Here is a 22,399-nt window from a genome sequence, read left to right as displayed (position 1 = left end):
GAAGCGCAGGATCATGGACATTTCAAGACACAAAATCCTGGTGACAGGCGTAGACGGCTTCATCGGCTCCCATCTGGTGGAGACACTGCTCGCTGCGGGCTGCGACGTGCGCTGCTTCGTGCTCTATAATTCCTTCGGCAGCCGCGGCTGGCTCGACACACTGCCGGCATCGCTGCGCAAGAATCTTGACGTGTTCGCAGGAGACATCCGCGATCCGCATGGCGTGCGGGCTGCCATGAAGGGCTGCAGCGTCGTGCTGCATCTCGCCGCCCTCATCGCCATTCCCTATTCCTATCATTCGCCCGACACCTATGTGGACACCAACATCAAGGGCACCCTGAATGTGGTGCAGGCAGCGCGCGACCTTGATGTGGCGCGTGTCGTCGTCACCTCGACATCGGAAGTCTATGGCACGGCGCTGCACGTGCCCATCGGCGAGGATCATCCCTTGCAACCGCAGTCGCCTTACTCCGCCTCGAAGATCGGGGCGGATGCGATTGCGCTGTCCTATCATGCGTCGTTCGGCACGCCCGTCACGGTGCTGCGGCCCTTCAACACCTATGGGCCCCGGCAATCGGCGCGCGCCGTCATTCCCACCATCATTGGCCAGATCGCGGCGGGCAAGCGCGAGATCGCACTTGGCGCACTGCATCCAACGCGGGACTTCACCTTCGTGAAGGACACCGCGCAGGGCTTCCTGCAAGCGGCGGCCTGCGACCACATCGTCGGCGGCGTCACCAACATCGGCAGCGGGTTCGAAATCTCCATCCTTGAAACGGCACGCCTGATTGCCGACGTCATGGGGCAATCGATCACGTTCCATCAGGACCCGCAGCGCCTTCGCCCCACGGCAAGCGAGGTTGAGCGCCTGTTTGCAGGAACGGACAAGGCGGTGCAGGCTTTCGGCTGGACACCGGCCCATGGCGGACTGGACGGCTTCCGCCGGGGCATTGAAATCACGGCTGCGTGGTTCCAGGACCCGGCCAACCTCGCGCGATACGACAATGACCGCTACAACATCTGACGCGCCACGCCTTCGCCTCCTTGCGGTCAGCGGCAGCCGCGCCGACTGGGGCTATCTGGTCAAGCCAATCGAAGCCCTGAAGGCAGATCCCGCCTTTGACGTTCTTCTCGCCGTGACGGGGCAACACCTGGAAGAGCGCTCGGGCCGGACCATCGACAACATCCGCAGCGCGGGCTTTGCGGTGGACGATATCATCGACCCGCATCTTGCCGGCGACAGTGCGGAAGAGACCACGGCGGCTCTGGCGCACATCGCCTCGGGGTTGGGCAAGGTCCTCACCGCGCGCAAGCCGCATCTCATGCTGTTGCTGGGCGATCGCTACGAGACGCTTGCCTGCGCGTCCGCCGCCATGCTGGCGCGCGTGCCCATTGTCCATCTCTGCGGAGGGGACATTTCCGAAGGTGCGGTGGATGATGTGATCCGCCATGCGGTGAGCAAACTCTCGCACCTGCACTTTCCGACCAACAGCGATGCAGCCCGGCGGCTTCGCCAGATGGGCGAGGCGCCGGAGCGGGTTCACATGGTGGGCAGCACCGGACTCGATCTGCTGCTCGCCACGCCCATCATGCCGCGCGATGCGTTCTTCGCCCGGCTGAACTTGCAGCCCCGCAAGCGCATGCTTCTCGTCACCATGCATCCCGTGACGTTGGCCGCAGACCCTGCGGCAGAGGCCCGGGCGCTTGTCACGGCGCTTGCCGCTTTGGGCGATGATGTGGGACTGATCATTTCCGGCACGAATGCCGATACGGGACGGCACGGCATCACGCGCCTTCTGGAAGACCTCGCGGCCACACGTCCCGGCACCGTCCTTGTGCCCTCGCTCGGCAATGCGCTGTTCGTGAATGCGCTCGCCCATTGTGACTGCATGGTGGGCAATTCCTCCAGCGGCCTCTACGAAGCGCCGAGCCTTGGCATTCCCACTGTCAATGTCGGCATCCGTCAGCAGGGCAGACTGAGGGCTTCGTCGGTGACCGATTGTGCCGCGGAACCGGACGTCATTCGCGCGGCCATCGTCGCGGCACTTGGGCGCGGCCGTGTTTCCACCCGCAATCCCTATGGCGATGGCCACGCCTCCCGGCGTATCGTGGAGGTGCTGAAGACGCTGGGTGATCCGGCGCTGCTGCTGCACAAGACATTCCACGAGGTTGGTGAAGAACCGTGAACCGCCATGTCACGATCATTGCCGAGGCGGGCGTCAATCACAACGGCTCCCGCGCCCGTGCCCTGGAGCTGGTGGACGCTGCCGCGGAGGCTGGCGCGGACATGGTGAAATTCCAGACCTTCAAGGCCGACAAGCTGGCCAGTGCCCGCGCCGCCAAGGCGGCCTACCAGCAGCGCAACGCACCGGGCGATCCTACCCAACTCGACATGCTCCGGGCGCTGGAACTCAGCGATGAAGATCATGAAGTGCTCATTGCGCGCTGTGAGGCACGGTCCATCACGTTCCTCTCCACGCCATTCGATCCCGGCAGTCTCGATCTCCTGGCGCAGCGCTTCCATCTCGCCACGATCAAGCTCGGCTCCGGTGAATTGACCAACGGGCCGCTGCTGCTGCAAGCCGCGCAGACAGGACGCAAGCTGATCGTGTCCACCGGCATGGGCGACCTTGCCGAGGTGGAGGACGCGCTCGCGGTGCTGGCCTTTGGTTACACTGGCTCGGGCGCACCATCGCGCAAGGCTTTTCAGTCTGCGTTCACCTCGTCCGCGGGGCAGGTGGCCCTGAAGGAAAAGGTGACGCTTCTGCATTGCACCACCGAATATCCGACGCCGCTCGCAGACATCAACCTCGCGGCGATGGACACATTGCGGCAGCGCTTTGGCCTTGCCGTGGGCTTCAGCGATCATTCGGAAGGCATCGTGGTGGCCATTGCCGCCGCGGCACGCGGTGCCACGGTGATCGAGAAGCATTTCACCCTCGATCGCAACCTGCCGGGACCAGACCACAAGGCGTCGGTCGAACCCGCCGCACTGAAGGCCATGGTGGAAGGCATCCGCGCGGTGGAACTGGCCTGTGGCGATGGCGTCAAGATTGCGCGTCCCTCCGAGGCCGCCAACAAGACGGTGGCCCGCAAGGTCATCGTGGCGGCGCGCGACATTGCTCAGGGGCAGGTGATCAGCGCCGATGACATCACCATCCTGCGCGCCGGTGCAGGGTTATCGCCCATGGCCTACTGGGACGTGGTCGGCAGCCGCGCACCCCGCGCGACCTCCGCCGGAGAACCACTCGAACCATGATTCCGCTCGCAACCTTGCGCAAGGTCATCGTCGACCCGCAGTCCAGCATCCTTGATGCGATCAAGGCGATTGACGCTGGCAACATCCAGGCTGTGCTTGTGGCAGGCAGCGATGACGTGCTGCGTGGCGTCATCACCGACGGCGACGTGCGCCGCGGCCTGCTCAAGGGCGAAACGCTGCAGTCGCCTGTCGCCGGGATCATGAACACGAAACCGGTGACGCTGCGCGCGCCGGCCTCGCGCGAAGATGCGCTGGCGCAGATGCGCCGCTCCGCCGTGCGGCAGGTGCCCGTGCTCGACGAGTCGGGCCGCATCACCGGGCTGCACCTCATGGAAGGCGACAGCGCGACGGAGGGTCATGGCGATGCGCCCTGGGTGGTGATCATGGCGGGCGGGCGGGGCACGCGCCTTCATCCGCTCACCGAGACGACGCCCAAGCCCATGCTGCCCGTGGGCGGCCAGCCGCTGCTGGAGACCATCATCCGTGCCCTGGTCACGCAGGGCTTTTCGCGCATCTACCTCTCGCTCAACTACATGGCGGAGGTGTTCCGCAAACATTTCGGCGACGGCAGCCGCTTCGGCGCCGACATCCGCTACATCGAGGAGAGCGAGCGCCTTGGAACAGCGGGCGCGCTCAGCCTGCTTCCCGAACAGCCGGAGCGGCCCTTCCTCGTGATGAACGGCGATCTCCTCACCCAGGTCGATTTCCGCAACCTCCTCGCCTACCACGCCGAGCACCAGGCGCAGGCCACCATGTGCGTGCGCGATTATTCCGTGCAGATTCCCTATGGCGTGGTTGAACTGGATGGGCATCAGGTGACGGCGCTGGTGGAGAAGCCGAGGCGTTCGTTCTTCGTCAATGCCGGAATCTATATCCTCGATCCGGGCCTCCTCAAGCACATCCCGGCGTCCACCTATTTCGACATGCCGCAACTCATCGACGCGGCACTGGCGGGTGGCGGCAAGGTTGCGAGTTTCCCGCTCCACGAATATTGGCTCGACATCGGCCGCTTTGACGACCTGGAGCAGGCGCGGGCGGAATTCCAGCGCTGGTTCGCCACATGAGGCTGATCTGCACCATTGGCGCGCGTGGCGGATCCAAGGGCGTGCCGGGCAAGAATGTACGGCTGTTGCACGGGTTGCCGCTGCTGGCCCACACCATCCGTCAGGCCAAGGCGAGCGGGCTGTTCGATGCCGTGGCCTTCAGCTCGGACAGCGCCGAGATCCTCGGCACCGCGAAGGCCCATGGCGCCGACATCCTGATTGCGCGCCCGCCCGAGATGGCGACAGACCTTGCCGCCAAGCCGCCCGCCATCCGGCACTGCTTCATGGAAGCGGAGAAGCAACTGGGGCGGCAGTATGAGGCCTTCGTCGATCTCGATGTCACCTCGCCGCTCCGTCTGCCCGAGGACATTCGCGCCGCCGTGGCATTGTTCGAGAAGTCGGGGGCGAGCAACGTCATCACCGGCGCACCTTCGCGGCGTTCGCCCTATTTCACGCTGGTGGAGAAGAACGAGGAGGGCTTCGTGCGCCTCTCGAAGACACTCCCCACCGCCGTGGTGCGCCGCCAGGACAGCCCGAAGTGCTGGGACATGAACGGCTCCATCTACGTCTGGCGCCGCGAGCCCTTCCTCAGCGACCCCCGCGTCCTCTACCCCGACACCCGCCTCCACGAAATGCCCGAAGACCGCTCCATCGACATCGACAGCGAACTCGATTTCAAGTTCGTGGAGTTTCTCCTCGCGGCGCGAAAACCAAACGTGTAAAATCAAACCGCAATTGTTGAGAAGCAGCCGTACCATGCAACGTGATGTCCAAAAACTGTACAACTTACCGTCAGAAATTCGTTACTGCTCCAAGTGCACCATCTCCAACCAACGGCCGCGCATAACTTTTGATGAATACGGTGTATGCTCCGCGTGCAACTTTGCGGAGTTCAAACGCACAAAAATCGACTGGAAACTTAGAGAGAGTGAACTGGTCACGCTCTGCGACAAGCATCGCAGGGGAAACGGCGATTTTGATGTCATTGTACCTTGCAGTGGCGGCAAGGATGGCAGTTTTGTTGCTCATCAACTCAAACACAAATACGGTATGAATCCGCTGACTGTGACCTGGGCCCCCCTCAAGGCCACAGATCATGGACGACGCAATCTTGATGCATTTATTCAGTCGGGATTCGACAATGTGCTGGGAACGCCGAACGGCAAAGCCACGCGCAAGCTTACCCAACTGGCATTCCGTCACCTTGGAGATCCGTTCCAGCCGTTCATCTATGGACAGACCAATTTTCCTCTCCATATGGCTGTCAAATACGGAATCTCCCTGATCATGTATGGCGAGAACGGAGAGGTTGAATACGGCGGTGATATGAAAAATGCCTTCCGTCCGACCCGCGAAATTCAAGATCACGACAAGCACTATTTTTCCGGACTTCCGCCTGAGTTCTGGACTGAGCACGACGTGAGTCTGGCCGAGTTGAAGCCTTTCATGGCGCCTCCCCATGCCGCCATCATTGCCAACAAGACAGAAATTCACTTCATGGGGTACTACACGTATTGGGATCCCCAGGAGAACTTCTATTATTGCCGGGAAAATACTGGCTTTCAGCCGAATCCCGAACGCAATGAAGGCACCTATTCAAAATATGCCAGCCTCGACGACCGCATTGATGGGTTTCACTACTATCTGGGCTACATCAAGTTCGGCATTGGCCGTACAACTTCAGATACCGCGCATGAGATTCGCGATAATAAGATCACGCGCGAAGAGGGCATTGCGTTGGTGAAGCGTTTCGATGGGGAGTTTCCGCAAAAATATTTCAAGGAGTTTCTTGAGTATTGCAACATCAGTGAATCGGATTTTGAGGCAGTCGTTGACAGTTGGCGATCACCCCATATCTGGACGCGAATGACGCAAGGCTGGGAGCTCAAGAGGCCCGTGTGGGCCGCCGATAGCTGACAATTGAATTCATGCACGCACGTATCATTCCGCGGCTCGATATCAAGGGCGAGAAACTCATCAAGGGAGTCAACCTTGAAGGACTCCGGGTACTGGGCGACCCATTGACGTTTGCCCGTAAATACTATGCAGACGGTGCCTGCGAAATTCTGTTCGTTGATGCAGTTGCAAGTCTATACGGACGAAACGGCCTCGGCGAAATAGTTGGCAAATTGGCGCGTGATGTCTTCATCCCGCTTACTGTCACCGGAGGAATTCGGAGCGCTGAAGACGTTTCATCAGCATTGCGCAACGGTGCGGACAAAGTGGGTCTCAATACTGCGGCAATCAAACGGCCCGAGTTGATTTCTGAAATCGCTCAGCGGTTTGGCTCTCAATGTGTGGTGCTTTCTGTGGAGGCTAAGCGACGGGGGCCGGGTGCGTGGGAGGTTTATACGGATAATGGAAGGGAGCCCACTGGCCGGAATGTGTTGGATTGGATCGAACAGGCGGTAGCACTGGGGGCGGGAGAAGTTCTGCTGACATCCGTAGATCGAGAGGGTACCCGAGATGGCTACGAATTGGACCTCTTGTCGGCAGTCACGTCACGAGTGATGGTTCCCGTCATCGCCAGTGGTGGAATGGGTAGTGTTGCGGACGCCTCAGCTGCAGTGCTTGGGGGAAATGCGCAGGCAGTCGCCATGGCGGATTTCTTGCATTACGGAAGAGGCAGCGTTGCAGATATTCGTTCCGAGTTTGAAGCGGTTGGATTGAAGGTAAGGTCGCTTTGAAACGTTCAGTCACAGTCATCGACATCGGCATTGGTAACACCCACAGCGTCTTGCGAGCCTTGGAACACGTTGGTGCCAACCCTGCCTTAACGCGTGACCCGCAGAATGTCTTACTTGCAGAACGCGTTGTCTTTCCTGGGGTAGGCGCTTTCGGTGATTGCGCGACTCGTGCTGAAGCTTTGGGCATGCTCCAAGCCGTTAGAGAGTTCGCGGAACTGGGAAGGCCCCTTCTCGGACTTTGTGTAGGAATGCAGCTGCTGTTCGACAGTAGTACGGAGTTTGGGAACCATGAGGGTCTCGGGATCATGGCCGGTGCCCTCGATCGGATTCCAGCACGCGAGGTAAACGGAAGTCCATTGCGCGTCCCCCATATTGGGTGGTCTGACGTAAGGAGAGTGTCAGGTCATTCTGATGTTCCTCTTTTCCGAGGGTTGCCAGAAATCTTTAGCTCCTATTTTGTCCATTCATATGCGGTCACGTCGTCGCAAGCACCGGACTGTTGTGCTGTCGTTGAATATGGGGGGCATCAATTTGTTGCTGCCGCTCAAAAGAACAACGTATTCGGTCTGCAGTTCCACCCTGAAAAAAGTGCGCGTTTCGGTTTGCGTATTCTACAGAACTTCATTGACTTCTAGTCACTGGAACAATTTGACGACCCTGTCCCCTACTGATTTTACTTTGATGTTCGGTGAAAGCCCCAGAAGACTGGCCAGTGCCTCAATTCTTGTTTGTAAATCTCCGAACGCAGATCGTGGAAAAATGCGGTCTGCATTGTGTGTAGTGAACCACCACGGAATGTAGTTCCATTTGGGCCTCCAACGATCAACGTTGGTGGCCATGCCAGTCCTGTTGAGATGCTTCATCACAGAACTCACGATAATCTCGGCGGAAAGCGGTCCAGACGTACTGGAGAAGAAGCGTTCGAATATGGGAAGTTGCGTGGCGCGCAATTTGGTTCCGATTAGTTTGTCCCTTACGAGATCCAAGGCCCTGCCCACTGTGTCATCTGCTCCATCACCGCAAGCATTCAAGCGTCCAGATAGAAGTGTGCTCTGCATCCTGCTTTGGCCCGTGCTTAGACAGATCGCATCTTTGCTCAGTGCGAAGGCCTCAATCCCAGTCGTGCAATATGTGTGAATGAGGAGATCGGAGGCCGCAATCCATGGCGCGGCGCTGCCCTCGAAGACCACGTGAACGCTATTCACGTCATCAAGTTGCTGACGATATGTGGATGGGTTCTCTGCGGGGTGAGGGCGTACGATGATCTTGTGTTCTGGAAAAGCCTTCGCGAGCTTGCGGACGAGGGGCGAAATCGCATCCAAGTTTGCCTGCTCGAATGCCATGTAGTCCGCCCAGTATTCCATATCTCTTTTCGAGGCCGGATCGATCTTGCCAGCTTTCACGTAATCACGGAAAATCTCATCAAGCGATTTTTTTGCGGAATTCGTTTCACCGGAGTTGGTGTTGATGAGGATGAACGGTCCGTACCGCTCGTAGTATTCCTTTCCCTGCTTCTGATATATGCTGCGGAGTTCAGTTCGCAAATAGTCCCAACGAGGGTTACCCGTCAGTAGAAGCTTGTCCGCTATTTGCGGCCATTTAGTCCGCAAACTCTTGGCGTGTTCTTCACCCAGACAGAAAATCGCATCGCAGGCCTCAACCGCGTCTTTGGAAACCCAGAGCAAATCTCCAGAACCTTCCGCCATTGCGGGTACTTCTTCATCGATTGAAGCAACGAGATGCCCTGCTGCCTTGCAGCGTTTCATCCGCTTGGAATCGCGCAGCGTCATCGTCTTGAAAATCCAAAGGCCCGGCGGCATGGCTTCGATGTTCTTTTCCATCAGCCATTTTTGACCCATCACGACTTCCATGCCCTTCTCGACAGCCATGAGGGCGATCAACAGCCGGGAATCAAATTCCCGCACGAATATTTCCATGGGGAGATAGAGGTATCCGTTGCTCAAAATGAGAGTCCTCTCACTTGCATTAGTGGCCCCACCGACACCCCAGCCTCAGGAAATCCGCTGGCTTCAAATGGAAAATTTCGGCGCTGTAGAACATTGGAGAATTTGAAGTTGCCCCAACCTTTCGAATTTCACCCATGTCTATAAATTCCCGCAGCCTTGGGTCTTCTTCAGTGAGGGCGGCAAGTTGCCGGGCTCCGCCCGCATCGCCGATATGAAATCCGTCTATATAATCGCAATCCGAATGAATGAATGCAGGTTCAAAAAAGTGCATATTTGCCGAAGAGAGCCTGCTCTTCAGCTCTTCCAGATATTCAAACCCTCCGCGTTGATCCATTGCCGCCTGTATTTTCGGCGGATACGGCTGAAAATAAATGAGATATGGCACCCCGGCTTCCTCGAGAGCTTTTGTCATTTTCACCAGATAGGCAAACTGACTGTCACTCACATTGTGACCAGGTTCAAAACGCCGATCTCCCGTGGCAATCTTGTGTAGGGTGAAAGCAAATTTGGCGTCTTCGGGTGTTTTTGCGCTCGTCAGGAAATGGCCGTTGTGCCGGTAACCATGTGCATCGTAACCGGAGAGAAATTTCTTGGCTGAGATTCCGAAGTGACACTCTGGGCCTCTCTGGAGTGCGCGCCATGCCTCTAGCCATAGCCCATGTTCGGCGATGAACGTCATTAAACGAAGGATCGCGCGGGGATCGTTGTGGTCTGCACGCACAAGTTTTACCTTGTCAACTCCAGCTTCATCCCAGTTGGGATTAAACCAGTATTGATCAATGCCAATCAGGATAAATTTGGGTTTGTGAATATTCAGCAACTGGACGACAGCAGACTCCCCGCGCTTGATGTCGGTCATCACGCGGCCGAGGTTCACAAATGGTCGTGTGAATTCCCGTTGGTTCATTTCAAGTACGCGGCTTGAACCGATCACCGCAATATCGGGTCTTATCGCGCGATAGAGTTCAAATTTATAGAATGCTTCGTTTTGCTTTCCATACTCGGAGAATAAACAAGATTCTGGAGAAGCGAGTTGAAGACGCACAATCTCCTCCTCCGGGAGAAGGTCACCTGTAGCTTTCAAGACTTCTCGCGCGACACCTACTGCACCGACGAGGAGCAGAAGCAGAAATATCAAAGCAACTGTGAAACGGTGCGAATTGGGTTGAAAAAACACAGAACTCCAGTTGGTCATGCTTTGCCCCATGCGCACCCCAGATCAAGGTAATCCCTGGGTGGCAGGCCCAGGTCTTCGGTGAGATAGGTGACGGGGAGGGCGCCTGGGGCGGAGAGGCGGTTGACTTCGTTCATGTTGAGGTATGGCGCAACGCGCGGGTCGGCTTCGGCCACGGCCTTGATCTGGCGGATGGAGGCTGCGTCGCCCATGTGGAAGCCGTCGATGAAATCGCAGTCCTGCAGCAGGGGGTCCGTGGTGGGGACATAGGGCAGGCCCGATGCTGCGAGCGCGCGTTCCAGTTCCTGAATGTATCCATAGCCGCCGTCCTTCTCCATCGCGGCCGTGACGGTGGGGGCAAAGTGCGGAAAAAAGAAGACGTGGGGCACGCCTTCGCTCTCAAGACGGCGATGCATCTTCATCAGATAGTCGAACTGGCTTTGCGAGATTGTCGCTGATTTCTCGAAACGCCGGGTGCCGTTTTCGATGCGGCCCAGGGTCATGCGCAGGTGCCGGTCTTCGGCGGGTTTCGTGGCGGTCAGCAGTTCGCCGTAGTAGCGATAGCCATCTGGCGCATAGCCGGAGTGGTAGCGCATGGCGGAAACCCCCAGCGGGCAATCCGGCCCGTTGCGCAGGGCTGTCCAGGCTTCGTGCCACATGCCTTCCCGCCAGATGATGCCCATCAGCCGCAAAATCGCGCGTGGGTCGTTGGGGTCGGAGCGGATGAGTTTGACCTTGTCGACGCCGGCTTCGTCCCAGTTGGGATTGAACCAGTATTGGTCGAGGCCGATCAGCATGAACTTCGGCTTGTGCACGGCGAGCAGTTCAGCCACCGCCGATTCCCCGCGCTTGATATCCGTCATCATGCGGCCGAGGTTGACGAAGGGCCGCGAGAACTGGCGTTGCGTCAGTTCCAGCACGCGGCTGGACCCGAGCACGGCGATGTCGGGCTTCACCGTGCGATAGACCTGGAACTTGAAGAAGCCTTCGTTCTGTTTGCCGTATTCCGAAAAGATGCAGGGCTTCCCGGCTGCCTGCTGGATGCGCACGATCTCCTCCTCCGGCAGGAAGTCTCCTGTGGCGACCAGCACCTGGCGGGCGAGCAGGGTGAGGGCGAAGAGCAGGGCCAGCAGCACCAGCACGGCGATCACGAAGCGGCGGGGATTAGAACTGGAAATAGAGAAATTCACTCGGTCCCCCCAGGCTGATGATGACGCAGATCCAGCACGCGGCCACGAGCAGGAAGTTGAAGATGTTGGGCGCGAAGGCGAAGCGCCGTTTCGGGTCGAGGAAATACTGTGCCGCGTTGGGCGGCAGGAAGGCAAAGACGCAGGCGATCGCCATCATGGCGGCGGCCGCTTCCTCGGGCTGCGAACTGATGATCAGCACTGTTCCTGTGACCGCGGTGGGCAGGAACTGGGGCATGTCGATGCCGCTCACCAATCCCTGCAGAACGGTGATGGCGGCGGAGAAGGTCGGCGCGCGGAAGAAGACCCAGGCCACGGCCACGGCGAGGAAGGTGAGAACGAAGCCCGCGAGCCCGGCGATCCAGCCTTTCCGTTCGCCCACCACGGCGCGGAAAAGGTGATTGATGATGAGGTAGCCGCCATGCAGCGCACCCCAGGCCACGAAGGTCCATCCGGCACCGTGCCACAAGCCACCCAGCAGCATGGTGAGGAAAAGGTTCAGGTAGCGGCGCAGCGGCCCCTTCCGGTTGCCGCCCAGCGGAATGTAGAGATAGTCGCGCAGGAAGTTGGAGAGCGTGATGTGCCAGCGCCGCCAGAAATCGATGATGCTCGTCGCCTTGTAAGGCGAATAGAAGTTCACCGGCAGGCGAATGCCGAAGAGGAGTGCGCTGCCCAGCGCCATGTCGGAGTAGCCGGAGAAATCGAAATAGAGTTGGAACGTATAGGCCATCATGCCGAGCCAGCTGTCGCCCGCATTCAGCGTGTTGCCCTCGGCGGCGGCGGTGAACACCGGGCCCACGAACTGCGACAGGCCATCGGCCAGCACCACCTTCTTGAACAGGCCGACGGAGAACAGGCTCAATCCCGTGGCGAGAATGTCCCAGGTGAGGTGTTTCATTTCCAGCCGTGCGAATTGCGGCATGATCTCCCGGTGATGCACGATCGGCCCCGCGATCAACTGGGGAAAGAACGAAACGAACAATCCGAAACGCAGGAAACTCAGGTCATTCACCTTGCCGGCATAGGCATCGCAGATGAAGGCAATCTTCTGGAAGGTGAAAAAGGAAATGGCGAGCGGCAGCAGAATGGTGCCCGTATCAATATGCGTGCCCAGCACGGCGTTGGCATTGGCGGCGAGGAAGGCGGCGTATTTGAAATAGCCCAGCGTGCCAAGATTGAGAACGAGGCCGAAGCTCAGCACGGTCCTGCGCCAGCGCTGCGCCGTGGCGAGGTAATATCCGATGGCATAGTTGGCGAGCACGAGGCCCAGCAGCAGCGGCACATAGACCGGGTTCCACCAGCCGTAGAAGAAGAGGGAGGCAAGGCTCAGCGCCGACAAGGCCCATTGCTTGCGGCCGAACCACATCAGCAGCCAGAACACGCTCACCGTGAGGGGCAGGAAGGCAAAGATGTAGGCGACCGAGTTGAACAGCATGATCGCCCGTCAGCCTCCCGCTGCACCGGCGCAACGTGCTGCATCGCGGCCCCGCGCCCTTGCGTATCCCATTGCGTTCATTGAGGAAAATTTGTCCACCAAAAGCTGCCCCGGTTCTCTTGGCGGATTGGCGGTGGATTGACAAGGGGAGGGACCGCCGGAACCGGGCGCGGCATGGTTGCGCATGCGGGGCCGTTGTGTTGCAGTGCAACGGATTCAGCCTATAATTCGCGCTGCAAAGGAACTCTCCCATGAAAAATACGGTTTTCATTCACACCAACGAGAAGCAGATGGTGGGCGCCATCGTTTCCGAGCACTCCTTCAAGCGCAATTCCAAGAATCCGGATGCCTTCGATGTGAAGATCATCCGCCGCGAAGACTTCCCCTTCTTCAACGAATTCGAAGGCAGGAAATTCCTGCGCGCGGGCACATGGCGCGTCTGGAAGAATGCCGACCTGCAATCCTTCACGCCGACGCGCTTCATGCCGCCGGAACTGATGAACTACGAGGGCCGCGCCGTTGTCGTTGATCCCGATGTGTTCGCGGTGGGCGATGTGAATGAACTGTTCGAACGCGACATGAAGGGCCATGCCGTGTTGGCCAAGCCGCGCCCCGGCCACAACGGCCGCGCCGACTACGTTGCGACGAGCGTGATGCTGCTCGATTGCGCCAAGCTGAAGCACTGGAAGGTGAGCAAGATGTTCGCCGACATGTTCGCGGGGAAGCTGGATTATGAGGACCTCATCACGCTGAATGCGGAGCCGAAGGGCACCGTCGGCCATCTCGAGTCCTATTGGAACGACTTCGATCGTCTGGAAGCGGACACGAAGCTCATCCACAACACCAAGCGCCGCACGCAGCCGTGGAAGACGGGCCTGCCGATCGACTTCCAGAATCGCATCAAGATTCCGCTGGTGGACAAGATTCTCGGCACCAACGGAATCCAGTTGCCGCTGAAGTACAAGAAGCACCCGGACCCGCGCCAGGAAGCGTTCTTCTTCTCGCTGCTCAAGGAATGCCTGGAGCAGGGCAAGGTGTCGAAGGACGTGGTGCAGGAGCACATGCGCAAGAAGCACGTGCGCGCCGATGCGCTGGAGGTGCTGGCCCGTGTGCCGACGGTGGCGCAGGTGCTGCAGCGGCGCAAGGCCGCCTAACCGGGGGTTGCGCCATGCGCATCCGTTCGTGTTGCATTGCAACATGAACATGGTTTCGGTTGACAAAAGCATGTTAGGGGGCGGTTTCACCGCCCCTTTTTCGTGCCGAGATTTGGCCGAGATTCGGCCGAGACAATTGTTGGAGAGTCCCATGCCGCAGGTCCTGCCCGAACACGATGATGCCATCCGCGCCCGTGCCTACCAGTTCTGGCTGGAGGAAGGCCGTCCCCATGGCCGTCATGACATCCACTGGCAGCGGGCCCTGGCGAGCGTCGCCGCAACCGTTGTTCCTGATGCAACGCCCGACGCCGCTGCAAGCGCCGCCAAGGCCGGCCTGGTGACAGACGTATCGCTGATCGGCGGCATTGGCCCCAAGATCAAGGAACAGCTTGCCAAGGCGGGCCTCACGGCCTTGTCCGACATTGCCGCTCTCACTCCCGCTGCCCTTGCCGCACTTGATGCAAAGCTGGGATGGAAAGGGCGCAGTGCCCGCGATGCCTGGATTGCGCAGGCGAAGGACATCGTGGACGGGAATGCCCCGCGCGCCAAGACCGACAAGGCCAGGGCGGCCCGCTGACGTCGAGAGGCCGATCCGTTCCGGCCAGGCATAGGGCGTGGCGGATGCGGTACAGCTCGGGTCCAGTTCAAACGTCTGGTGCCTCAAGGTCCGGCGCTGGCCAGCCTTGCGGCACGAGGCACTAGCCTTCACGCCGCCATCTTGCTATCGGCGGCCCCTGCCAAGAAGGAAATCCGCCCGTGTCCCATTCGCCCGTTCTCACCGTGATGATCAATGCCGTGCGCAAGGCCGCCCGCGGCGTGCAGCGGGACTATGGCGAAGTGGCGAGCCTTGTGGTGTCGCAGAAGGGCCCCGGCGATTTCGTCACCGCCTCCGACAAGAAGGCGGAGAAGCTGTTGCGTGAAGAGCTGGCGAAGGCCCGTCCCACGTATGGCTTCCTCGGCGAGGAGGAGGGCGGCAGCAAGGGCCAGGACCCCGATCACCGCTTCATCATCGATCCCATCGACGGCACTTCGAACTTCATGCACGCGCTTCCCTATTTTGCGCTGACCGTGGCGCTGGAGCGCAAGGGCGAGATCGTGGTAGGCGTGACATATAATCCGATCACGGACGAATTGTTCCACAGCGAGAAGGGGCAGGGTGCCTTCCTCAACAACAAGCGCATGCGGGTATCATCACGCAAGACGCTGCCGGAGGCGCTGGTCTCCACCAATATTCCGCACATGGGCCAACCCAAGATGCATGTGGAGCACCGCAACCAGATGGCCGTGCTGCAAGCCCGCACCATGGGCCTGCGCGTGCTCGGCTCGACGGCAATCGAACTCGCCTGGGTCGCCTGCGGCCGCCTCGATGCCGCCTGGTGCGATGGCCTCAACGCCTGGGACATGGCGGCCGGCCTGCTGTTCATCCGCGAATCCGGCGGCTTCGTCTCCGCCCTCAAGAGCGATGGCGACCCCCTCCACACCGGCGGCTACATCGCCGCCAATGGGGAATTGCTGCCGGAAATGAAAAAGGCCCTGGCGGAAGCGGCGAGGTTGTAGGGCGCACGCCCTTCGGCTGGCTCCGGCTCATCCGTCATGCTGACGGCAGGCAAAATCCAGACTTTCAACCGCCGCGACACCTGGAACCCGGGACTCGTCCTGACGTCTGGGTGACGGAAAATTGAAATTTTTTCTTCCGATTCCAACTAATGTTGAACACGGTCTCGGCGACCATTGATCTGCCCTCTTAAGTTGCTTAGCCTGCTTAGCAATGGCCAAAGCAATTGCCAGATTTCGGTTCTGAGAATTCAACAGGGCGATGAAAGCAGTTTTCTATCACAAGCCTGACAGCGGATATAAGGATGAGACGGGGATCAAATATCATTTCCCCCAATCCTATCTTTCGCGAGTCGCGAAGTCTTTGAATGATTGGATTGTGTACTATGGCCCGGTGAAAGGTTTACGGGGGCGTTACTATACGGGCATTGCTCTGGTGAAATCAGTTGAGCCTGATCTGGAACATGCAGGCCTTCACTATGCTTTTCTGGACTACTACATCGATTTTGACCGACCTGTGGAATACAAGGAGGGTGGTGGTTTTGAGCGCCGCCTGGTCGAACGTAGTGGCATTATCAATCAAGGTTACAAAGTTCAAGCAGTCCGCATGCTTGAGGATGCCGAATTTGCGACCATTGTAAGTGCCGGCCTCTCGACTCCGGAGGCTTGGCCAGATCGCAATGCCCCTGACTATGCCAATCATATGGACGCATTTTCAGAATCGCCTCAGCCAGAAATCATAGATGCGGAGTTTGATCGACCAGTTGTGGAATTGCTGACTCGCCGAAAATGGCGCGATATCAAATTTCGGCAAAATGTACGTGTAGCCTATGATCGGACTTGCGCTTTCACAAACCTCAAACTCATAAATGGTCGCGGAAGACCAGAAGTCGAAGCTGCGCATATCCGCCCAGTTGAAAACGGTGGAAATGACTGGATCAGAAATGGGCTGGCACTGTCAGGAACGGTCCACTGGATGTTCGACAGGGGAATGTTATCCTTGGCGGATGACCTAACAATTCTTGTTTCTCGCCACCTCAATGAAGATGTGTCCCATTTCCTGAACAAGGATATGAAAGCTAAAGTTCCGGTGAACGTGGCACACGCGCCGCATCCTGCCTATCTGGAGTGGCATCGAAAGGAAAAATTCAAGAAATAGGCTTCAAGGGACTGTACTCGCTTTGTGAACCGAATTTTCCCCCTCCTGTCACCCCCTGTCAGCACCCGCCCTTCCACCATCCCGCTTGAACCCCTATATCCCTGCCCATGGGTCATTCTCGGCAGGAGGGTGGGTTTGCGGAGATGCCGCAGGCCCGGTTGGAGGGCGTTCCGGTGTTGCCGGAGAGCGCGCGGGCGGGCTTGGAGTCGCTGCGGCCGGATTTCGTGCCGCTTGCCCATTTCACCCCGCAGAAGCCGCCCAAGCCACCAAAATCGGAAGGCGGGCAGCGCTTCCAGCTTGTTTCCGAATACGAACCCAAGGGCGACCAGCCCACGGCCATCGCCGAGCTGGTGAATGGCGCCAATGCCGCCGAGCGTGACCAGGTTCTGCTCGGCGTCACCGGTTCCGGCAAGACCTACACCATGGCGCAGGTGATCGCGCGCACCAACCGCCCGGCGCTGATCCTCGCGCCCAACAAGACGCTGGCGGCGCAGCTCTACGGCGAGTTCCAGAGCTTCTTCCCCAACAACGCGGTGGAATATTTCGTTTCCTACTACGACTACTACACGCCCGAAGCCTACGTGGCGCGCACCGACACCTACATCGAGAAGGAAAGTTCCATCAACGAGCAGATCGACCGCATGCGCCACTCGGCCACGCGGGCGCTGCTGGAACGTGATGATGTTGTCGTGGTGGCCTCCGTCTCCTGCATCTACGGCATCGGTGACGTGGAAACCTATTCGGCCATGACCTTCGCCATCAAGAAGGGGGCGCGCTTTCCGCAGCGGCAGCTGCTCGCTGATCTCGTGGCGCTGCACTACAAGCGCAACGACCAGAATTTCGTGCGCGGCACTTTCCGGGTGCGGGGAGATACGATCGAACTGTTTCCGTCGCATCTCGATGACCGGGCCTGGCGCTTCTCGCTGTTCGGCGACGAGGTGGAGGCGATCACCGAATTCGATCCACTGACCGGGCAGAAGCGCGCCGAGCTGCAGAGCGTGAAGGTCTATTCCAACTCGCATTACGTGACGCCCAAGCCGACGCTGGAGCAGGCGGCCATGCGCATCAAGGAAGACCTGCGCATCCGTCTCGGCGAGTTCAATGCGGCGGGCCGCATCCTCGAGTCGCAGCGCCTGGAACAGCGCACCATGTTCGACCTCGAGATGATGATGGCGACGGGCTCCTGCGCCGGCATCGAGAACTATTCGCGCTATCTCACGGGCCGCCAGCCGGGCGAGCCGCCGCCGACGCTGTTCGAATACCTGCCGGACAACTGCCTCGTCTTCATCGACGAAAGCCATGTCACCGTGCCGCAGATCGGCGGCATGTTCCGCGGCGACTACAACCGCAAGGCCACGCTGGCGGAATTCGGTTTCCGCCTGCCAAGCTGCATCGACAACCGTCCCTTGCGGTTCGAGGAATGGGACGCGATGCGGCCGCAGACCATCTATGTCTCGGCCACGCCCGGCCCGTGGGAGATGAAGCAGGCCGATGGCGTGTTCGCCGAACAGGTGATCCGCCCCACCGGCCTCATTGATCCGCCCGTCATCATCCGTCCGGTGAAAACGCAGGTCGATGACGTGATCGACGAATGCAAGAAGGTGGCGGCGCAGGGCTATCGCGTGCTGGTGACGACGCTCACCAAGCGCATGGCGGAGGACCTCACGGAATACATGCACGAGCAGGGTGTCAGGGTGCGCTACATGCATTCCGACATCGACACGCTGGAGCGCATCGAGATCCTGCGCGACCTGCGGCTCGGCGCATTCGACGTGCTTGTCGGCATCAACCTGCTGCGCGAAGGCCTCGACATTCCGGAGTGCGCGCTCGTCGCCATTCTCGATGCCGACAAGGAAGGCTTCCTGCGCAGCGAAACCTCGCTGATCCAGACCATCGGCCGCGCCGCGCGCAACGTCGAGGGCCGCGTCATCATGTATGCCGATTCCATCACCGGCTCGATGGAACGCGCCATGGCGGAAACCAACCGCCGCCGCGCCAAGCAGGAAGCTTACAACACTGCCCACGGCATCACGCCGCAGTCAATCAAGCGCAACATCCACGACATTCTCAAGAGCGTCTACGAGCAGGACCACGTGCAGGTCGATGCGGGCCTCGCCGAGGATGGCCCGCTCATGGGCCACAACCTGGAAAAGGTTCTGGCCGACATGGAAAAGAAGATGCGCGACGCCGCCGCCAACCTGGAATTCGAGGAAGCTGCGCGCCTGCGCGACGAGGTGAAGCGGCTGAAGGCGCTGGAGCTTGCGGTGCTGGACGATCCGCTGGCGAAAGACCCCACCAGCGACGGCGGCTCCACCCGCATCAAACCGGCCACGGCCTCATGGCCCGCCCCCAAACCGGGTGACCGCAAGGCGGGCTCCAAGGGCGGCAAGCCGGGCACGCGGACATGGCGGGGGCCGAAGCGGTAGTTTGACGAACAGCGATCCCCTCGCGGCCTTGGCCGGCACAGCCATCCTGCAGGCTGTCACAGATGCAAAAGACCATTGGTGACAGCCGTCCTGAAAGCCGCATCCTCTTTGCCGTCGTCATTCACGCCACGAAAGCATCGATGAATGCGTCATGAACACGTGTCTCAGGCCACATTCATCGGGCTGCCTTCAAACAAGGCGGGCATATACAGCAAAACCGGAGGTCATCATGAAACGCTCACATGCCTATTCGCTTGCAGCAATCATCCTTCTGTCAGCATTCGCGCAGGCCCACGCATCCACCACGGCCAATCCGACAAGGGGCGAAGTGAGGTCCGCGTGTGGGCGCACGAAAGGCTGCAAGATGAACGTGCACGGCAACGGGGACATTGTCGTATCGGTGGGCGACAAGAATGTTGGTTTCTGTCCCAGAGAGGTCAACACCTGCTACCCGACCCGCGTCCTCCCGCATTCACCGTTTCGAGGAGATCACGGCGAAGCCCATGAGGCCGAGCGTTCCGATTCTGGCGCTGGACAGGGAAACGTCGGCGGAGCGCCATAATTTCAATGATGGCCTTTACCCCTTCGTGATCACATAAAGTTTCCGCACGTGTTTGAGCACACGCCATTCGCCTTTCCAACCGAGGGGGAGGTTGATGGCGTCGCCTGGGCCCAGGCGTTGCTTGCGTCCGTCGGTGTGAGTCATTTCGATCTCGCCCGCGATGAAGTGGCAGAACTCGGATGAGGCGCTGCGATCGGCGGTGAAGCGGCCCGGCGTGCATTCCCAGACGCCGATGTCGACACGGCCGTCGGCGGAGGTCCAGAGCGAGACGGCCGCTTCCTTCTGGTTGCCTTCGATGGAGGTGGGCTTGTCTTCAAATGCGCCGACGTCAAGCGTGGCGAGTCCGGGAATGCAGGTGAGATCGATCATGGCGCGGGCCCTTGTTGTGATGCCGTCGCTTGTGGCGCGGATTGTGCGGGTCCGCAAGCGGCCAGAGCACGCCGTTCGTCACACCAGCAGGCGGCCACGGAAGCCGCGCGCCGCGTAGTAGGAGTCAGCACCGTTGTGATAGGTGAAGACGTGGTCGTAGCGGCGGTCGCAAAACAGTGCGCCACCGCGGGCGCGGATTTTCTCGGGCGTTGCAATCCAGCTTGAGGTCTTGAGGTCGAAGGTGCCGAGCCTTTGCAGGGCGCGGTATTCGTCTTCCGTCAGCAGGTCGATGCCCATCTCTTTCGCCGTTTCCAGCGCGCTGCCCTTGGGCTTGTTCTCTTTGCGCCCATCGCGCGCAGCCTTGTCGAAGCACAGGCTGCGGCGGCCCGACGGGCTTTCCGCGGCGCAATCACAGAAGATGATCTTGCCCGATGCGGCATCGATGCCGGTGACGTCAGGTTCCCCGCCGCTCGTCTCCATGGCGTCGAGTGCGGCGAGGGCCTTGGCGTTGCCTGCGAGTTTCGCCGCCACGGCATCCCATGCCACGCCGTCATGGCGCGGCCTGTTTGCGGTGAAGCGTTCAGCGAGTGTGGCGATGAGGCTGTCGTTGCGCTTGGCCATGTCGGGAACTCCTGCAAGGGGGCTGAGACTAACCAGACATGTGTGCAAAAACAAACAGGACAGCCCTTGCGGGCTGCCCCGTCCGTCCTGTCCGTCCCGAGGGACACTGATCAATAGTTGCAGTCGTTCCAGATCCAGCGGACGTTGGCCCAGCCTTCCGGCCCGCCATCGACGGGGGCCACGCGGTACCAGTTGCCCTTGCGGTCAAAGATTTCCACCTTGTCGCCGTTGAAGAGTTCACCGCGCTGGTGCGACGACGCCTTGGGCTTGGCGCGCACGGCGAGAAAACCCGCGCCCGTGTCCGGATCATAATGCTTGGAGAGACCGTGCACCGTGCCTTCACAATACTGTGCCTCAGCGGGTGCGGCGGCGAGCGTGGCGAGCAGGGCGGCGGCAGCGAGGGCTGTGATGGGTTTCAGCAACATGGGGAAGGTCCTTCCGGTGTGTGTTGTCTGCACTGTGCCGCGATCAAGCTGAACATGGCCTGAACGCTGCGGTTGTGCTTCATTCACATCACTCCGCGCAAGTGTTGTGATGTCACTGGAGGACCCGTCATGCGTCACCGACTCGCACCCGCCCTTGTCCTGCTCACCATCTTCACGTGGCCTGCCGCCGCGCAGCAGAAGGCCGGCTTCATCGACGGCACTTATGTGCTCAGCACAGACGGCTGCACGAAGCTGAAGGCGCTGAAGCACGGCGCGACAGAATCGATCGGCACCGTGCCGTGGTCGGTCACGGCGGAAGGCATCTCCTACTGGGAAGGCGGTTGTGGCTGGTCGAAGGTGAAGACGCTCGGAGCCAGGCGCTGGGCCCTCACGGCGGCGTGCGGAGAGGACATCGACATGTCGGTTGAGAGCTACGAATACACCCGCACCTCGCCCACCACCTTCTCGGTCAAGCTCACCACGAAGGGGGCCAGCCCCAAGGAACGCAAGCCGGTCAGTTATCAGCGGTGCGATGTGAAGTGACGCGCTTCTCAGTGCGCCATCTCTTCCAGTTTCTGCGCGGCGATTTCGAGGGCCTTGGCGAAGTTCTCGTCCTGCTGGCGGATGTGCGCCTGGGCCTGGTCGCGGCTCACGCGCAGGCCGTTGAGCTGATCCTGCAGGTCTTCGATCTTGCGCGTCGCCTCCGAGAGGCGATCGGCCACCATGAGGCCCGCCATCACCAGCTGGCGGATATCGCCGATGGCGCCAACACTCTGGCGGATGCGGCCCACCTCGGCGTCGAGCAGCTTGGCGAGTTCCTTCAGATGATCTTCTTCACCGTCCGGACACTGCATGGTGTAGGGACGACCGGCGATATTGACGACGACATTGGCCATTCCGCTCACCCCTATTGACCGCTGTTGGAGTGCAGCACGGAGCGGATGCGCGACATGGCGCTGTCGATCTTGCCCACGGCCTGTTTCGATGTATCCACCAACTCCTGCGCCTTCACGCGCACCTGCGCGAGTTCGCGATCCATGCGCTGACGGTCTGATTCGAGCGTGGCCTTCTCGATTTCAAGCGTCTTCAGGCGGGCGTTTTCATCCCGCTTGCGGGCCAATGAGGCCTCCACCAGCTTCAGGGCTTTTTCAAAGCGCTGAAGCGATGTTTCGAATTTCGTTGAGTCTGCCATGTCCGTCCTGACACTTCCCTAGAGCACAAACACGAGATTCTCAAGCACACACAATTCGTTGCACCTTAAAGCTGGAGGGGGGCGGAAGCAATTGCCTGCAAACGGGCCATATCCGACGCATTGACACCCCGGGGAGGGCTGTTATCAGAAACCCGAACCTGTTGAAACTCCCGCCAGAAAGGCCG

Annotated in this window: 23 protein-coding genes; 14 read left to right on the top strand and 9 right to left on the bottom strand. The window is 59.8% G+C overall.

The features are described from left to right. Positions 1–13 precede the first annotated feature (13 nt). Genes IPM06_02560 through hisH form a run of 8 tightly spaced genes read left to right on the top strand, consistent with a single transcriptional unit; the run spans position 14 to position 7,624 of the window. Entirely contained in the window at positions 14–1,024 is a 1,011-nt protein-coding gene (locus IPM06_02560) for an SDR family NAD(P)-dependent oxidoreductase (GenBank protein ID MBK8769294.1), read from the top strand. Further along, positions 1,005–2,186 carry a UDP-N-acetylglucosamine 2-epimerase (hydrolyzing) gene (neuC, locus tag IPM06_02555; protein MBK8769293.1) on the top strand — a complete coding sequence of 394 codons (1,182 nt, stop codon included), beginning with the start codon at positions 1,005–1,007 and terminating at the stop codon, positions 2,184–2,186. Before IPM06_02560 ends, neuC begins: the two co-directional genes overlap by 20 nt. Then, on the top strand, positions 2,183–3,259 hold the full coding sequence (neuB, locus tag IPM06_02550; protein ID MBK8769292.1) for an N-acetylneuraminate synthase: 1,077 nt from the start codon (positions 2,183–2,185) through the stop codon (positions 3,257–3,259). Before neuC ends, neuB begins: the two co-directional genes overlap by 4 nt. Continuing rightward, entirely contained in the window at positions 3,256–4,323 is a 1,068-nt protein-coding gene (locus IPM06_02545) for a nucleotidyltransferase family protein (protein MBK8769291.1), read from the top strand. The genes neuB and IPM06_02545 overlap by 4 nt, the downstream gene beginning before the upstream one ends. Next, positions 4,320–5,024 carry an acylneuraminate cytidylyltransferase family protein gene (locus tag IPM06_02540; protein ID MBK8769290.1) on the top strand — a complete coding sequence of 235 codons (705 nt, stop codon included), beginning with the start codon at positions 4,320–4,322 and terminating at the stop codon, positions 5,022–5,024. Before IPM06_02545 ends, IPM06_02540 begins: the two co-directional genes overlap by 4 nt. 34 nt (positions 5,025–5,058) lie before the next feature. After that, positions 5,059–6,219 carry an N-acetyl sugar amidotransferase gene (locus tag IPM06_02535; GenBank protein ID MBK8769289.1) on the top strand — a complete coding sequence of 387 codons (1,161 nt, stop codon included), beginning with the start codon at positions 5,059–5,061 and terminating at the stop codon, positions 6,217–6,219. An 11-nt stretch (positions 6,220–6,230) separates the two neighbouring features. Beyond that, positions 6,231–6,989, top strand: a complete 759-nt coding sequence (gene hisF / locus IPM06_02530) for an imidazole glycerol phosphate synthase subunit HisF (GenBank protein MBK8769288.1) — start codon at positions 6,231–6,233, stop codon at positions 6,987–6,989. Beyond that, the gene (hisH, locus tag IPM06_02525; GenBank protein ID MBK8769287.1) at positions 6,986–7,624 is read left to right on the top strand and encodes an imidazole glycerol phosphate synthase subunit HisH; all 639 of its coding nucleotides are present in this window, start codon (positions 6,986–6,988) and stop codon (positions 7,622–7,624) included. Before hisF ends, hisH begins: the two co-directional genes overlap by 4 nt. On the opposite strand, the gene IPM06_02520 is transcribed toward hisH, so the two are convergent. The 4 genes from IPM06_02520 to IPM06_02505 are packed head-to-tail and all read right to left on the bottom strand — an operon-like array spanning position 7,625 to position 12,752. Then, the gene (locus tag IPM06_02520; protein MBK8769286.1) at positions 7,625–8,926 is read right to left on the bottom strand and encodes a hypothetical protein; all 1,302 of its coding nucleotides are present in this window, start codon (positions 8,924–8,926) and stop codon (positions 7,625–7,627) included. A gap of 49 nt (positions 8,927–8,975) precedes the next feature. Continuing rightward, positions 8,976–10,151, bottom strand: coding sequence for a hypothetical protein (locus IPM06_02515; GenBank protein MBK8769285.1), 1,176 nt, complete (start codon positions 10,149–10,151; stop codon positions 8,976–8,978). Continuing rightward, positions 10,148–11,320 (bottom strand): hypothetical protein, encoded by a 1,173-nt coding sequence (locus IPM06_02510; protein MBK8769284.1) that lies wholly within the window; start codon positions 11,318–11,320, stop codon positions 10,148–10,150. Before IPM06_02510 ends, IPM06_02515 begins: the two co-directional genes overlap by 4 nt. Next, on the bottom strand, positions 11,295–12,752 hold the full coding sequence (locus IPM06_02505; GenBank protein MBK8769283.1) for an MBOAT family protein: 1,458 nt from the start codon (positions 12,750–12,752) through the stop codon (positions 11,295–11,297). The genes IPM06_02510 and IPM06_02505 overlap by 26 nt, the downstream gene beginning before the upstream one ends. 251 nt (positions 12,753–13,003) lie before the next feature. Between IPM06_02505 and IPM06_02500 the strand changes: the two genes are divergently transcribed. The 5 genes from IPM06_02500 to uvrB all read left to right on the top strand — a co-directional run bounded on the left by IPM06_02500 (position 13,004) and on the right by uvrB (position 19,045). Next, positions 13,004–13,906 (top strand): hypothetical protein, encoded by a 903-nt coding sequence (locus tag IPM06_02500; GenBank protein MBK8769282.1) that lies wholly within the window; start codon positions 13,004–13,006, stop codon positions 13,904–13,906. A 151-nt stretch (positions 13,907–14,057) separates the two neighbouring features. Continuing rightward, complete coding sequence (locus IPM06_02495; protein MBK8769281.1) at positions 14,058–14,483, top strand: DUF2934 domain-containing protein; 426 nt, start codon at positions 14,058–14,060, stop codon at positions 14,481–14,483. 206 nt (positions 14,484–14,689) lie between these two features. Beyond that, entirely contained in the window at positions 14,690–15,463 is a 774-nt protein-coding gene (locus IPM06_02490) for an inositol monophosphatase (GenBank protein MBK8769280.1), read from the top strand. Positions 15,464–15,722: 259 nt separating this feature from the next. Continuing rightward, positions 15,723–16,619: an HNH endonuclease gene (locus IPM06_02485; protein ID MBK8769279.1), complete on the top strand. Its 897-nt coding sequence runs from the start codon at positions 15,723–15,725 to the stop codon at positions 16,617–16,619. A gap of 143 nt (positions 16,620–16,762) precedes the next feature. Continuing rightward, positions 16,763–19,045, top strand: coding sequence for an excinuclease ABC subunit UvrB (uvrB, locus tag IPM06_02480; protein ID MBK8769278.1), 2,283 nt, complete (start codon positions 16,763–16,765; stop codon positions 19,043–19,045). A gap of 577 nt (positions 19,046–19,622) precedes the next feature. Here uvrB and IPM06_02475 read toward each other — a convergent pair. The 3 genes from IPM06_02475 to IPM06_02465 form a co-directional block, all read right to left on the bottom strand. Further along, positions 19,623–19,976 carry a DUF861 domain-containing protein gene (locus IPM06_02475; protein MBK8769277.1) on the bottom strand — a complete coding sequence of 118 codons (354 nt, stop codon included), beginning with the start codon at positions 19,974–19,976 and terminating at the stop codon, positions 19,623–19,625. A gap of 78 nt (positions 19,977–20,054) precedes the next feature. Further along, on the bottom strand, positions 20,055–20,597 hold the full coding sequence (locus IPM06_02470; GenBank protein ID MBK8769276.1) for a DUF4256 domain-containing protein: 543 nt from the start codon (positions 20,595–20,597) through the stop codon (positions 20,055–20,057). Between the two features lie 110 nt (positions 20,598–20,707). After that, positions 20,708–21,022, bottom strand: a complete 315-nt coding sequence (locus IPM06_02465) for an SH3 domain-containing protein (protein ID MBK8769275.1) — start codon at positions 21,020–21,022, stop codon at positions 20,708–20,710. Between the two features lie 129 nt (positions 21,023–21,151). Here IPM06_02465 and IPM06_02460 point away from each other — a divergent pair, with 129 nt between their 5' ends. Beyond that, positions 21,152–21,565, top strand: coding sequence for a hypothetical protein (locus IPM06_02460; GenBank protein MBK8769274.1), 414 nt, complete (start codon positions 21,152–21,154; stop codon positions 21,563–21,565). Between the two features lie 8 nt (positions 21,566–21,573). Here IPM06_02460 and zapA read toward each other — a convergent pair whose 3' ends face one another. After that, positions 21,574–21,918 carry a cell division protein ZapA gene (zapA, locus tag IPM06_02455; GenBank protein MBK8769273.1) on the bottom strand — a complete coding sequence of 115 codons (345 nt, stop codon included), beginning with the start codon at positions 21,916–21,918 and terminating at the stop codon, positions 21,574–21,576. An 11-nt stretch (positions 21,919–21,929) separates the two neighbouring features. Then, positions 21,930–22,214, bottom strand: a complete 285-nt coding sequence (locus IPM06_02450; GenBank protein ID MBK8769272.1) for a DUF4164 family protein — start codon at positions 22,212–22,214, stop codon at positions 21,930–21,932. Positions 22,215–22,399: the final 185 nt, after the last annotated feature.

The sequence above is a fragment of the Hyphomicrobiales bacterium genome (assembly GCA_016710435.1).
GTDB lineage: Bacteria > Pseudomonadota > Alphaproteobacteria > Rhizobiales > Aestuariivirgaceae > Aestuariivirga.
The sequence above is the reverse complement of the archived record's forward strand: the minus strand, read 5'-3'. Positions and strand labels throughout refer to the sequence as shown.